This is a genomic window from Crocosphaera sp. Alani8 (assembly GCF_038442745.1).
Classification (GTDB): Bacteria; Cyanobacteriota; Cyanobacteriia; order Cyanobacteriales; family Microcystaceae; genus Crocosphaera.
On sequence record NZ_JARVCN010000052.1, the window covers coordinates 1 to 13,041 of the forward strand.

The 13,041-nt window shown below is 36.7% G+C and carries 12 protein-coding genes; 5 read left to right on the top strand and 7 right to left on the bottom strand.

Annotated features, from left to right (window positions below):
- Positions 1-86: 86 nt before the first annotated feature.
- Positions 87-1,091, top strand: a complete 1,005-nt coding sequence (locus P9B04_RS04115; protein WP_342053727.1) for a hypothetical protein — start codon at positions 87-89, stop codon at positions 1,089-1,091.
- A gap of 114 nt (positions 1,092-1,205) precedes the next feature.
- A complete protein-coding gene (locus tag P9B04_RS04120) occupies positions 1,206-3,173 on the top strand; it encodes a hypothetical protein (RefSeq protein ID WP_342053728.1) in 1,968 nt (655 codons plus the stop codon).
- Positions 3,174-3,263: 90 nt separating this feature from the next.
- Here P9B04_RS04120 and P9B04_RS04125 read toward each other — a convergent pair whose 3' ends face one another.
- Entirely contained in the window at positions 3,264-4,121 is an 858-nt protein-coding gene (locus P9B04_RS04125) for a DNA adenine methylase (protein WP_342053729.1), read from the bottom strand.
- A gap of 241 nt (positions 4,122-4,362) precedes the next feature.
- Between P9B04_RS04125 and P9B04_RS04130 the strand changes: the two genes are divergently transcribed.
- Both P9B04_RS04130 and P9B04_RS04135 read left to right on the top strand, forming a co-directional pair.
- On the top strand, positions 4,363-5,325 hold the full coding sequence (locus P9B04_RS04130) for a hydrogenase small subunit (protein ID WP_342053730.1): 963 nt from the start codon (positions 4,363-4,365) through the stop codon (positions 5,323-5,325).
- Between the two features lie 70 nt (positions 5,326-5,395).
- Positions 5,396-6,991: a nickel-dependent hydrogenase large subunit gene (locus tag P9B04_RS04135; protein ID WP_342053731.1), complete on the top strand. Its 1,596-nt coding sequence runs from the start codon at positions 5,396-5,398 to the stop codon at positions 6,989-6,991.
- A 154-nt stretch (positions 6,992-7,145) separates the two neighbouring features.
- Here the strand turns inward: P9B04_RS04135 and P9B04_RS04140 are convergent, their stop codons facing one another.
- Both P9B04_RS04140 and P9B04_RS04145 read right to left on the bottom strand, forming a co-directional pair.
- Positions 7,146-7,376: a type II toxin-antitoxin system HicA family toxin gene (locus tag P9B04_RS04140; protein ID WP_342053732.1), complete on the bottom strand. Its 231-nt coding sequence runs from the start codon at positions 7,374-7,376 to the stop codon at positions 7,146-7,148.
- Positions 7,373-7,579 carry a type II toxin-antitoxin system HicB family antitoxin gene (locus P9B04_RS04145; RefSeq protein ID WP_342053733.1) on the bottom strand — a complete coding sequence of 69 codons (207 nt, stop codon included), beginning with the start codon at positions 7,577-7,579 and terminating at the stop codon, positions 7,373-7,375. Before P9B04_RS04145 ends, P9B04_RS04140 begins: the two co-directional genes overlap by 4 nt.
- Before the next feature lie 198 nt (positions 7,580-7,777).
- On the opposite strand from P9B04_RS04145, the gene P9B04_RS04150 reads away from it, so the two are divergent.
- Positions 7,778-8,245, top strand: coding sequence for a DUF29 domain-containing protein (locus P9B04_RS04150; RefSeq protein WP_342053734.1), 468 nt, complete (start codon positions 7,778-7,780; stop codon positions 8,243-8,245).
- Positions 8,246-8,332: 87 nt separating this feature from the next.
- On the opposite strand, the gene P9B04_RS04155 is transcribed toward P9B04_RS04150, so the two are convergent.
- From P9B04_RS04155 to P9B04_RS04170, 4 genes are read right to left on the bottom strand one after another with little or no spacing between them, the layout of a single operon-like run.
- Positions 8,333-10,021 (bottom strand): NAD+ synthase, encoded by a 1,689-nt coding sequence (locus tag P9B04_RS04155; protein ID WP_342053735.1) that lies wholly within the window; start codon positions 10,019-10,021, stop codon positions 8,333-8,335.
- 29 nt (positions 10,022-10,050) lie between these two features.
- Positions 10,051-10,770, bottom strand: coding sequence for an NUDIX hydrolase (locus tag P9B04_RS04160; RefSeq protein ID WP_342053736.1), 720 nt, complete (start codon positions 10,768-10,770; stop codon positions 10,051-10,053).
- Positions 10,767-11,333 (bottom strand): nicotinate-nucleotide adenylyltransferase, encoded by a 567-nt coding sequence (locus tag P9B04_RS04165; protein WP_342053737.1) that lies wholly within the window; start codon positions 11,331-11,333, stop codon positions 10,767-10,769. The genes P9B04_RS04160 and P9B04_RS04165 overlap by 4 nt, the downstream gene beginning before the upstream one ends.
- Positions 11,334-11,350: 17 nt before the next feature.
- Positions 11,351-12,700 (bottom strand): nicotinate phosphoribosyltransferase, encoded by a 1,350-nt coding sequence (locus P9B04_RS04170; RefSeq protein WP_342053738.1) that lies wholly within the window; start codon positions 12,698-12,700, stop codon positions 11,351-11,353.
- Positions 12,701-13,041 lie beyond the last annotated feature (341 nt).

Below are 13,041 nucleotides of genomic sequence, written 5' to 3' on the forward strand. Positions count from 1 at the left end.
TCTTTGTCCCCTAACTTTCGGCGAGTCCCCCCAGACTTTTTGAGAAGCTTCAAAAAGCTCCCTTAGTTTTTGATAATAAAGTCCGCATGGGAACGACAAAAGAGCTAGATGGACTACTCATAGTTAAAGATGGTATTAGTTTAGATTCACCTGGGGAAATTCAACATACAGGAACTCTTATTTTTCGTTCTGATGTTGATAAGACTAACGATAATTCATCAGTTAAGTTTTTCAAAAAAGATGAATCTAATCCTTTAATGGAGTTAACTTCAGTTGGTAATCTTAACATCAATTCAGGTGATTTAAACTTTAGCAATCGTGAGGGACAAAGGATTAATTTATGGAGTTCAGACCATGCAATTGGTATCCAGGGTTCTACAACTTATTTCCGAACTTCTCAAAATTTTGGTTGGTATAAAGGGGGTACTCATGATGGTAGTCCTTTAAACGCCGGTGGGGGAGAAGTACAAATGGCAATTAATAATGGAAATGTAGGTATTGGAACTGCCTCTCCATCAGCTAAGTTAGATATTCAAGGTGATACTTTAATTACAGGTAATCTGGGGATTGGAACGACTTCTCCTTCTAAAAAATTAGATGTTCAAGGTAACACTTTAATTAACGGTCAATTAAATGTTACAGGAGATTATTATGGAAAAGGGCATATCTGGCTTCATGCTAACGAAGGAGATAGATACAGTGGAACAGCTTATGTTCAAGCAAGGGATGATTCAAGTAGTACGAATATTAATCTTCAATTCAGAACTCAAAATAATGGAAGTATTCGGAATGCTTTAGAGTTGACCCATGATGGGAAAATCCGCATTAATGGTTACCCTGTCATAAAATATGAGTATTTATCAACTGGATGGACACAATATAAATGTTCGGAATGGTTTGCAGCAGTGGTTGGGTTTGATGTTTCTACAGATGGAAAACGTGAATGGGCTGGTTTTTCTGTGTATGCTTATGAGGCAGAAGATCCTTCTGATAATAATATCAAAAAGTGGGTAATAACTGCGGACATAGAAAAGCAAACTGAAGACTATGAATGGATTCGTGTATTATTCATCCGAAAGGAGTTGTTTTAAAAGTTTTTGTGAGTAGCAAAAACCCAAAAATAAATTAACTTTTTATTGGGTTAAGCTACTGCTAAAACAACCTAAAAATTAACAATACAAACTAACAAAAAAGGATTCATTTATATGCCTACCCAAGAAAAAGGACAAGTTCAATTTATCCAATTCCACCAACCTGCATTAGAAAGTGGAACTTATCATCTCAAAGTTGAACAAACCATCAAAGATACTCAAAATAGAATTGAAGGAAGTGAAGGTAAAACCTATAGCAGAGAACTAACTTTTGCTGTTCAAGGTGAACGCTTTGGTCCTTTACCTCCTAATGATATTTATGCCGTTTTTCCTCCCCTAGAAAGTTTAGGAGAACATTCTAATGTTTTGCCTCATATCACCTTTAAACGCAGTACCTTACCTTGGGAACGTTACCCTGGAACAACAGAAAAAAGTTTACCTTGGTTGATTTTATTATTATTCCGAGAAAGTGATTTTGACGACAATGAAGATGATACACCGAAAACAAAAAATATCACCCTTTCAGAATTAATTGCTACCACAAATAACAATTCTAATATTAAATATCCAACGGATATGGAACTAGAATTAGGACAAACTCTAGATCAACAAGTAACAGTCATTGATGTTAAAAAGAAATATTTAGTTGATATTTTACCTACTTACTCTGATCTATCTTATACTTCTCATGTTCGTAAGGGAAAAACAGAGGAAAATCCACAGACAACAGAGGAAGAATATTCTACTATTATTAGTAATCGTCTTCCTGAAGCTAACGGTAAAAGTACAGTTTATTTAGTATCTATAGAAGGGCGTTATCCTGATAGTAATGGGAATAATTTTGATTATCAAAATGCAGGAGATGATGATTATATCCGCTTTGTTAGTTTAGCTAGTTGGGAACTTTCTTGTATTGATCCTGCTCAAAGTTTCACTCAATTACTACAACGACTAAATCATAATCCTTCTACTCCAAGACTTCCTCAAAGTGAGAATTTACAAGCAGAAGCATACTTAAAAAAAGGCTATGTTACTGTTCCCCACTCTTTACGAAAAGGTAGTAAAACCTATTCATGGTATCGTAGTCCTTTGACCACTAATTTTAATGTTCAAGAACAAGCAACCTATCAATTTCCTGTTAAAGCATCGGATCAATTATTGCGCTATGATTCTAATATTGGAATGTTCGATATTTCCTATTCTGCTGCTTGGCAACTGGGTCGAATGTTAATGTTAGAAAATCAAGGATTAGCGGTTCAGCTTTTTAACTGGAAAAGAGAAGTAGTCCAAGTTATCAAACGACTGCAACAACAAGAGATTCAGTTACCCTTAATTAACCCTCCAACCAGTGAAACAAAATTTATCCCAGATGCACTCAAACTATGGTTTCAAGGGTTAGGATTATTACAAGGTATTCCCTTCAATTATTTAGTCCCAGACGAGCGTTTATTACCTCCAGAATCTATCCGTTTCTTCTGTTTAGATTCAGTTTGGGTTGACTGTTTACAAGATGGTGCATTTAGTATTGGTCGTGTTACCAGTGGTGATCTATTAGATGATGGTCAAATAACAAAACTTAACGACTTTCTTCAAGCACAAAATAAAACCATTACTGGAATTATTATGCGATCGCAAGTGGTTTCTGGTTGGCCAGGTTTACTGGTTGATGGATACGATACTGCAGTAGGAGATTTAGATTCCATTGACCCCACAGAAGGTCAACTTTTACCCCTATTAAGGATGGAAAATCTAGCAAAAGATGTGTTAATTTGTTTATTTGAAGGGGAAGTTAAAACCGTTGATATTCACCTCAAACCTGAGTCCATGCACTTCGGTTTAGATGCACCTACAAAAGACTCTCCTGAATGGTCAAAAAACCTACGAGATGAAAACGGAGAATTAATGGATAAGTTTTTAATCTCTCCTATTCCTTGGAATAGTGAAGAAAAAGAAGTAATTAATTTACAAGACTTCGCTACACAAATGAACAGATATTTAAACTTAGAAGAATTTACTTCTGGCCAGTTTGGTTTACAAATGATAGAAGGGGTACAAAAAGTTAGATTCGTTTTTCAACAGTAGAGAGAAGCGTTAAAAATGGATAGTGGACTGTTAACTTTATCCATTTTTTCTATACATTTCTATTTTTATTCGGATCTTTTTTCTGAATTTTCAAATATTCAGATTTAAAGAAAGTTGTTTGCTTTTCGATTCCAGATTTATGCTATAGTTTCTGACAAAAATTTCTTGTCCTTTTTCTGCTTTTCCTTGTTTATAATTATTCATACCATATTGTAAATTCCAAGGGATAATATTAAAATCTTGGAAATATTCCCTGATTTCTTGAGAATCATCATAAGTAATTAACCATTGATGCTGACATTTTTTCATTGTTTCGGCAAATTCTTGGTGATTAAATGAGGTATGTAAATTACCATCTTTTCCATATAGTTTTGATTTTGTTGCAGTTAGATATGGGGGATCTAAAAAGATGAAACTTTTATCTCTATCTTCTTTAATAACCTCTTGATAATCTAGGTTTGTAATACGAATTCCTGGCAGAATATGAGCCAATTTTTCTAAGCGATCAATAGATGATTCTGTAAATCTTGTCTGAAAGGATTTTTCTGAGTAACCTCCTGATTCAATGGTTCCTGAAAAAGTAATTCTATTTAAAATAAAAAAACGAACTGCCCTCTCAAAATCTGATTTTTTCTCCACATCAACTTGACGTAATTGTTTAAATAATTCTTTTCCGTCTGTTCTCTCTTTTCTAATCTCTCTAAGTTTAGTAACTAATTTTTTTAAGTCAGATTGTGCTACTTTCCAAAATAGGTATAATTCTGGGTTTAAATCATTGATCCAAATATCAATATTAGGGTAAACTTGTTTGAGGTAAATAAACATTGAACCACCACCTACAAAGGGTTCTCGATATTCAGAAAAGTTAAATTTATCGGGAAATTGCCCTTGTATTTGTTTAATAGCTCTCGATTTTCCTCCAGGATAACGCAAAGGACTTTTAATCATAATCGTTTAAATTAGTAAAAATCTTTTCAATATTCAATCTGAAAATATTGTTGAGTACAAGTCGTAATGTCATGATTTGATGACATTAGTAAAGTTAAAATACTGAATGACATATAGAGAAATAATAAGAAAATTTACAGTGTTAAAATTTATTCAAATAACAATTAAATAAAGCTTAAATCATGCCAAGAAACCATTAAAATTAGAGCATAATTAACTGAAAACCCATCCGAGAGAGTCTATGGCTAATGTTCTTTGGCTGCAAGGTGGTGCCTGTTCTGGGAATACGATATCTTTCCTAAACGCAGAAGAACCCACCGTGGTAGACTTAATTACCGACTTTGGGATTAATGTTTTATGGCATCCATCCCTTGGTTTACAATTAGGTGATGAATTACAACAATTACTACGGGACTGTGTTAGTGGAAAAGTTCCTGTAGATATCTTAGTTTATGAGGGAAGCGTCGTCAACGCACCCAACGGGACAGGAGAATGGAACCGTTTTGCTGGTCGTCCCATGAAAGACTGGTTTACAGAGTTATCCAAAGTAGCAGGGTTTGTGGTTGCAGTGGGAGACTGCGCCACTTATGGCGGTATTCCTGCCATGGAACCCAACCCTAGTGAGTCCGTTGGGGTACAGTTCCTCAAACGGGATAAAGGAGGCTTTTTAGGGGCTGATTATGTGTCCCAAGCTGGCCTACCTGTTATCAATATACCAGGTTGTCCGTCGCACCCTGACTGGATCTCGCAAATATTGGTAGCAGTGGCCACAGGAAGAGTGGGGGATCTCACCCTAGATGAGTTTCATCGTCCCCAAACCTTCTTCCGCAGCTTTACCCAGACGGGTTGTACCAGGAATATGCACTTTTCCTATAAAGCAACCACCCAGGACTTCGGACAACGTACTGGATGTCTATTCTACGATATGGGATGTCGTGGTCCCATGACTCACTCTTCCTGTAACCGTATCTTGTGGAATAGAGTATCCTCAAAAACCCGTGCAGGTATGCCCTGTTTAGGGTGTACGGAACCGGAGTTTCCTTTCCATGATCTTAAACCAGGAACGGTATTTAAAACGCAAACCGTAATGGGTGTACCGAAAGAGTTACCCTCTGGTATTAATAAGAAAGATTATGCGTTGATGACGGTTGTTTCTAAAGATGCAAGTCCTTCTTGGGCCAGTGAAGACTTTTTCACTGTTTAACCATCCGTAGGGGCGAACGGCCGTTCACCCCTACTTTATCGAATATTTGACCATTCTTGAGAGAAATACTATGGCAGTACAAAAACTAGAAATATCCCCAGTGGGGAGAGTTGAGGGGGACTTAGATGTTAGGGTTGATATTGAAGATGGCCAGGTGGTGAATGCTTGGACGAAAGCCGAGTTATTTCGGGGTTTCGAGGTGATTTTAAAAGGGAAAGATCCCCAAGCAGGACTTATTGTTACCCCCCGTATCTGTGGTATTTGTGGCGCGTCTCACCTAACTTGTGCTTCTTGGGCTTTGGATACGGCCTGGGAAACAGAAGTACCTCGTAACGCTATTTTAGCAAGAAATTTGGGTCAATTGGTGGAGACAGTTCAAAGTCATCCCAGACATTTTTATGCCTTATATGCGATCGACTTAACTAATAAAAAGTACAAAAATAGTCCTTTTTACGAAGAAGCGTGTAAACGTTTTGGTGCATTTACCGGAACTTCTTATGAACTAGCTATTACCACCTCTGCTAAACCCGTAGAATTATACGCTTTATTTGGGGGACAATGGCCCCATTCTAGTTACATGGTTCCGGGTGGTGTGATGTGTGCGCCCACTTTAACCGATATTACTAGAGGTTGGGGGATTATGGAATATTTCCGCACCAACTGGTTAGAACCGGTGTGGTTAGGATGTTCCTTAGAAAGATACGAAGAGATCCAAACTTATGAAGACTTTTTAGAATGGTTGGATGAGAGTCCTAACCACGCTAACTCTGATCTCGGTTTTTATTGGCGTATGGGGTTAGATATCGGTTTAGATAAGTATGGTGGTGGTCCTGGCCGTTATTTAACTTGGGGTTATCTTCCCCACGAAGATAGATATCAAAAACCCACTGTTGAAGGTCGAAATGCTGCGGTGATCATGAAAGGTGGTGTTTACGATAGCTTCACCGATCAACATCACATGGTAGATCATACCTTCACACGGGAAAATACTAGCCACGCTTGGTACGAAGAAGGAACCGCAGATGTTCATCCTTTCGATCGCACCACTCATCCTAAGCATCTCAATACCAACGACTATGAGGGTAAATATTCCTGGGCCACTGCTGTTTCTCATAAGGACTTAGGCCGTATGGAAGTGGGTTCTCTTGCCCGTCAGTTAGTTGCTGGTGGCAAACATGGAGAAAGTTGGCAACACTACGACGGTTTGATCTTGGATATGTTCAAGAAAATGGGTGGTCCTAGCATCCATCTTCGTGAGTTTGCACGGATGCACGAATCTGTGAAACTGTATCGGGAGGTAGAAAGATGTCTGCGTGAGTTTAAGTTAAACGAACCTTGGTATATTAAACCCACGGAAAAAGACGGCCGCGGTTGGGGTGGTACGGAAGCAAGTCGTGGCGCATTATGTCATTGGGTGGAAGTAGAAAAGGGTAAAATCAAGAACTACCAAGTGATTGCACCCACCACCTGGAACGTAGGACCAAGGGATGGAAATCATACCAGAGGACCCATTGAAGAGGCGTTAGTGGGTATTCCCATCGAAGATAGCACCAACCCTGTAGAAGTGGGTCATGTGGCGCGTTCTTTTGATTCTTGTTTGGTCTGTACGGTTCATGCTCATGATGCTAAGACCGGCAAAGAATTAGCCAGGTTCCGTACTAATTAATATTTGTGGGGTGGGCATTGCCCACCTTATTTGTTTATGATTGATCAGTGATGAAAATAGAAAGAGAAGAAAGTGAAAACTAATCTTTATGAAATAGATTTTGGTTTATGGTTAGATAAACAGGCGATCGCCCTGAAAAATTGAATTATTTTAACTATTTACTCTTATATAATTCTATAAATTCATCCACTTCTAACTTTGACTGTATAATAATAGCTCTTAGAGTTCCTTTATCAATATTTTTATGATTAGGGACAACGACTTCCGTAAAAGGTTCATCTCTATAGAGAATAATATGGCTACCTTTTTGACGCTTTATGTAAAACCCAACTTTTTTTAATGTTTTGATACATTCTTTCCCTGAAATTTGAGGTAATTTACTCATATAGTCAGCGTTAATGTCTCCACTTTATCTTCAGGAATAACACGGCCTTCTTCTTGGAGAACTTCAATATATAATTCTATTGCTTCTTTAATATTAGCGATCGCTTCTTCTTTAGTTTTTCCTTGACTAATACAAGGAGGTAAACTAGGACATTGAGCAACCCAATAACCGTCTTCTCCAGGGTAAATAATTACTTTTCTCATCAGTAAATTATCAAAATAAATTAATTAATCTTTATCATAGCACAAAAATAAGCCATATTTCATTAAATAGTAATATGCTATGATCAGTTATAAACATAAGAAAAGAAAAAAGTAACAAATAATCTTGACAACACAGACTTTGCTTTATGGTTAGAAAAACAAGCGATCGCCCTTTAATTATTTTAAAATATTAATGGTATGTCTAAAACACTATACGATCAAGATTTTCAAAAATGGATAGAAACAACTATCTATCAATTACAAAAGGGTGAGTTTTCCTCTTTAGATATTGATAACTTAATTGAGGAATTAACAGAGTTGGGAAAATCAGAAAAAAGATCATTAGAAAGTAATTTGATGATTCTCTTAGCTGATTTACTCAAACTGAAAGTACAACATGATGCACCCTCATTTATGAAAGATAGCTGGTATCGTTCTATTATTGAACATCGTCAACGGGTTCAGAAAAATTTAAGGTATACTCCTTCTCTTAAATCTTATCTAGAAACTGCCATTAAAAAAGCTCATCCTGATGGTAGAAAAATAGCTATCAAAGAGGGCCAACTGGATAAGTTTGAGGTTCGTATTCCTCAAGAAAGTAAATATCCTAAAATTTGTCTTTTTTCTCAAGAACAAATATTAGATGAAGATTTTTATGGTATTTAACTGAGGATTATTTAACTTTACATCCATCGGCAAATTTATTTTCTTTGAGCGTAAAATTAAACTGTTTTTAAAAACATAATTAACCCATTAATCTAACTTCTGACGACTAGCAATAGGCATTCTCCAACCTGTTCCAAATGCACGATCGCTTATTTTTAATCCTGGAGGAGCTTGTTTGCGCTTAAATTCGGCACGTGTAACCAATTTTGCTATCTTACAAACTGTATCATAATCGAACCCCATTTCTACAATTTCTTTGATAGATTGATGACGATGAATTAACCTGTCTAAAATAGCGTCTAAGACATCATAAGGTGGCAAGGAATCTTGATCCAGTTGATCGGGTTTTAATTCGGCACTAGGGGGTTTAATTATGACATTATGAGGAATCACCTCTTGATGTCGATTTAACCACTCACAAAGGCTAAAAACACGGGTTTTAGGGAGGTCTGAAATAACCGCTAAACCTCCATTCATATCCCCATATAAAGTACAGTAACCTACTGCCATTTCTGATTTATTTCCGGTTGATAATAATAGATGTCCGAATTTATTAGCGATCGCCATTAATAAGTTACCACGAATTCTCGATTGCAAATTTTCTTCAGCAACTCCAAATTCTGTATTTTTAAATAAAGGTTCTAACAGTAAATCATAAGCTTTCATTACATCTCCAATAGCTAAAGTCTGACTATTAATTCCTAAGTTGTTAACTAACGTTTCTGCATCACTAATAGAATGACTCGAACTGTAGGGAGAAGGCATTAATATTCCTAACACATTTTCTTTTCCTAATGCTTCGGCTGCAATAGCTGCAACTAAGGATGAATCAATACCACCACTTAATCCTAAAATAGCTTTAGAAAAGCCACATTTACTAGCATAATCTTTTAATCCTAACACTAAAGATGACCAGATTTCCTCTTCTTCCGTTTCTAGACAATGAGCAACATAACTGGTTTCTAAGTCTTCATTATTTTGATCGTAGTTAATAACTTCTATTGCAGTTTGATACCCTTTGGTGCGTAAGCTAATTTCACCTTTTCTGCTGACAGCAAAACTATTTCCATCAAAAATCAAGTCATCATTTCCGCCTACTTGGTTGGTATAAATAATCGGTATCTTATAGTATTTTGCACTGTGTTTTAACATTGCTTCTCTAATCTTTTGTTTACCAATACTATAAGGAGAAGCAGATAAATTTACTACCAAATCAACCCCGTGTTTAACTAAGTCTTGTATAGGGTTATTTTCATAGGTTCGTTTACCCCAAAATTTTTCATCGTTCCATAAATCTTCACACACAGTCACGCCAATTTTAATAGCTTTAGCGTTAGGAACATTTGACGATAATTGAAAATAATTGCTTTCTTTTCCTGCTTCAAAATAACGATCTTCATCAAAAACGTCATAAGTAGGTAAAAGTCGTTTATGAAAAATTTGTTTAATGGTTTGATTTTCGATCAAAATAATACTATTAAATAGAGACTTTTCTCCTTCAAGAAAAGCATGACTGTTTTTAACAACAGTTCCCACGAGAACAGCTAAATCTTTCGGTACTTTTTCAGCTAATTGCTCTACTTCTGTCCATAAATTATCAATAAAACTAGCATTTAATAGTAAATCTTTAGGCGGATAACCACACAGCGAAAGTTCAGGTGTTAATAATAATTTTGCCCCCCTTTCTACTGCTATATTTGCAGCTTTATGAATATGGTTTGCGTTGTTTCTGATATCACCAATAATAGGGTTAAGCTGAGCGATCGCAATTTTCATTGTACTAATAATTTTTAGTAATCTAAGGGCTAAATAAAAACGAAAGGTTTATCTTTTAAGGGCGCAAATGCTTCGGAGTCAAAGCGATATAGTGTAGCTGGTCTTCCTGCACCTCTTGATGCTTTTTCTTCGGTATCTATTAAAAAACCTAGCTTAAGTAAACGAGTTCTAAAATTAGAATAATCGGCAAATTTTTCTCCTAAAACAGTAGTATAAAATTGATATAAATCGTTTAAAGTAAACATCTCTGGTAAAACTTCAAAAGCAATAGGACTGTATTCTAATTTACTTTTGAGTCGTTGATAACCATATTCTAAAATCAGGTTATGATCAAAAGCTAAATCAGGAACTTTCTCTATCATATACCAAGTAGTTTGATGATGATTAGCAATTAATTTTGCTTCTTCAAAACGTACTAAAGCAAAATAACTAACAGATAGATAACGAACCCCATAACTGTCCGGTGATTCTCTGGGATCTCTTTCTGGTCCACCAAAGGTATATAGTTGTTCCAGATACAGATTATTAGTCTCTATTTTTTCTGATAGAATACGATCAGCCGCAACTTCTAAAGATTCTCCTTTTCTTACTAGAGTTCCTGGTAAACCCCACTGATTGATGTATGGTTTTTCTTGACGTTTAACTAATAAGACCAATAATCTATTTTCTATAGAATCAATGGAAAAAATAACATTATCAACTCCTACCTTAAAGTCGTCCAAAGTTGATTTACTATTCTTTGAATTCATGCGTACAATTTTTCCTGATGAATGTAATCTTGAATGGGGGGAATTAAAACATTTTCATTACCATGTTTTCGGTAAGCAGTAGAGGAAACAGCCGGCGCATTCAAGTCGGCAATTTCGTATTTTCCCCCTATTTCTTCTAAACCTTTTAAGTCAGATTCTTTAATAGTATAACCAGGACGAGGAACAATTAATAGGGAAACTTCAGCCAATAATTCATTGATACGATACCACTGACAAATTTGCTTGACTAAATCAGATCCAATAACAAAAAAATAGTCTGCATTTTCTCCCCATATCTCCTTAGCTTTACCCACACTGACTATACTGTGACGATGGCTTAAACTTTTAGAAAGATGAATGTTATTGCTGGAAGCATTAATATTATCAATTAATAACTTTAACATCGCCATACGATGATCTAGAGAGGTTCGATGATTTTTATAAGGGTTATCTGCAGCCCAAATTCCTACATAATCAAAATGCTCCGATAACCAACGAACAATAGACTCATGACCTGCTGTTGGTGGATCGGCACTGGTTCCAAATAAAGCAATTTTCGTCATATAATTATATCCTAAAATCAAACAATCAAAGATTTATGTAACATTTCCAATGGTTGAGAAATATCCACCTGAATAGGTGTAGGTTCTGTTATTTTATGAGTGTCTTTGGGTAAACTTTTAAGAGATGCTTTGACTCGTTGACGAATAATTTCTAAAGATTCATTTTCTTTTAAGACTTTACCTTTTTTCACAACTAATTCTAGTAAGGGTTTTTCTCCTGATTGAATAGTTTCATCTGCTAATGCTAAGCGATCGCTGGATATTATTCCGTTATTATAGCGACGAAATATCTGTTTTCTGCCGGGATAAGTCATCTTATGACTAGATTGTTTCATGGTAGGAATGTTGTCTATTTCTACTAATTTATAGACTCCGTTGATCGGTTGTCCCGTTACTAAACGAGTCCCCACTCCATAACCATCGATATTAGCGTTTTCTGCTCGCAACCGTTCCAACTCCCATTCATCAATGTCCCCACTGGCAAAAATGTTCACCGTCGGTAGTAGCGATCGCACTTTTTGGGATAAACTCCCCAAGTCTCCAGAGTCCAAGCGAACTCCCTTCACCTCTAATTTACCAGTTGCCATTTTGTCGGCTAACTGTTGGGCTGCGCTTATGGTATCATAGGTATCGATTAATAGGGTAGATCCTGGAAAATAGCGATTAAAAGCCATAAATGCTTCATCTTCGCTACCAGATAAACCTTTTATCGCCATCACTAATGCGTGAGCCATAGTGCCACTGGGTTGTTGGTTTAGTTCCTTGGCGGCTAGTACATTAGAAGTTGCATCGAAACCTGCCCCCAAGGCCGCTCTAGCTGCCCAAATTGCTCCTTGAGGACTAAAAGCGCGCCTTGTGCCAAATTCTAACAAAATTGCCTTATCCCCTGCCACATCACGCATTCTTGCCGCTCTGGTTGCAATTAAGGTTTGATAGTTGATGGTGTTTAAGAGATAGGTTTCTACTATTTGGGCTTGCCATAGAGGTGCTTCAACCCGTAGTAAGGGTTCGTTGGGCAAGATAGCTGTTCCTTCAGGAACCGCCCAAACGTCTCCCGTAAAGCCTTTATTTTGCAACAAAGACCAAAATTCAGGGGTTACATGGTCAAAAATACCTGTACTTTTCAGATAATCTATCTGTTCTGCTGTAAAGCGCCAGTTTTCTAGATACTGTAAACCTTGGGCTAGTCCCATGGCAATTAAATAGCCAAAATTATCGGGTAAGCTGCGTACAAATAGCTCAAAACTGGCTCTCTTTTCGGCAATACCTTCCCCTACATAACAAGCCGCCATGGTTAACTGATACAAGTCCGTTAGTAGGCTATTGTCCTGGGGTGAGGGGGTTAAACTGGGATTGAACGTTAACATTTGTTGTATTTTTGTTCTTTCAAACCAATTATAGTGATTTTTACCAAAAGTGTCATCCCGTTTTTCACAGCAATCTTCAATTAAATCCCTTTAATACTATCTAATGAGTTTCACACTGCATCCAATGCCTTAGATTCCCTTATTGCTCGTGACAAGATTATTTACGATAATGCAACTGGTAATTTATTCTTTGATTCTGATGGTGTTGGAGGATCTCCAAACATTCTGATAGCCAAACTTGTCGGGGCTCCCGCACTGCTGAGCACAGACATCTTCATTAGCCCATAGTAAGTAAGTCAGCAGAATTAATTGTATATTTTATGGTATAGTTTTATCAGCAT

What these genes read in the sequence shown, in the direction of transcription:
- P9B04_RS04155 (WP_342053735.1), bottom strand. Translation starts at nt 10,021, where the DNA reads ATGAAAATTGCGATCGCTCAGCTTAACCCTATTATTGGTGATATCAGA.
- P9B04_RS04140 (WP_342053732.1), bottom strand. Translation starts at nt 7,376, where the DNA reads ATGAGTAAATTACCTCAAATTTCAGGGAAAGAATGTATCAAAACATTA.
- P9B04_RS04165 (WP_342053737.1), bottom strand. Translation starts at nt 11,333, where the DNA reads ATGACGAAAATTGCTTTATTTGGAACCAGTGCCGATCCACCAACAGCA.
- P9B04_RS04145 (WP_342053733.1), bottom strand. Translation starts at nt 7,579, where the DNA reads ATGAGAAAAGTAATTATTTACCCTGGAGAAGACGGTTATTGGGTTGCT.
- P9B04_RS04130 (WP_342053730.1), top strand. Translation starts at nt 4,363, where the DNA reads ATGGCTAATGTTCTTTGGCTGCAAGGTGGTGCCTGTTCTGGGAATACG.
- P9B04_RS04115 (WP_342053727.1), top strand. Translation starts at nt 87, where the DNA reads ATGGGAACGACAAAAGAGCTAGATGGACTACTCATAGTTAAAGATGGT.
- P9B04_RS04150 (WP_342053734.1), top strand. Translation starts at nt 7,778, where the DNA reads ATGTCTAAAACACTATACGATCAAGATTTTCAAAAATGGATAGAAACA.
- P9B04_RS04170 (WP_342053738.1), bottom strand. Translation starts at nt 12,700, where the DNA reads ATGTTAACGTTCAATCCCAGTTTAACCCCCTCACCCCAGGACAATAGC.
- P9B04_RS04135 (WP_342053731.1), top strand. Translation starts at nt 5,396, where the DNA reads ATGGCAGTACAAAAACTAGAAATATCCCCAGTGGGGAGAGTTGAGGGG.
- P9B04_RS04125 (WP_342053729.1), bottom strand. Translation starts at nt 4,121, where the DNA reads ATGATTAAAAGTCCTTTGCGTTATCCTGGAGGAAAATCGAGAGCTATT.
- P9B04_RS04120 (WP_342053728.1), top strand. Translation starts at nt 1,206, where the DNA reads ATGCCTACCCAAGAAAAAGGACAAGTTCAATTTATCCAATTCCACCAA.
- P9B04_RS04160 (WP_342053736.1), bottom strand. Translation starts at nt 10,770, where the DNA reads ATGAATTCAAAGAATAGTAAATCAACTTTGGACGACTTTAAGGTAGGA.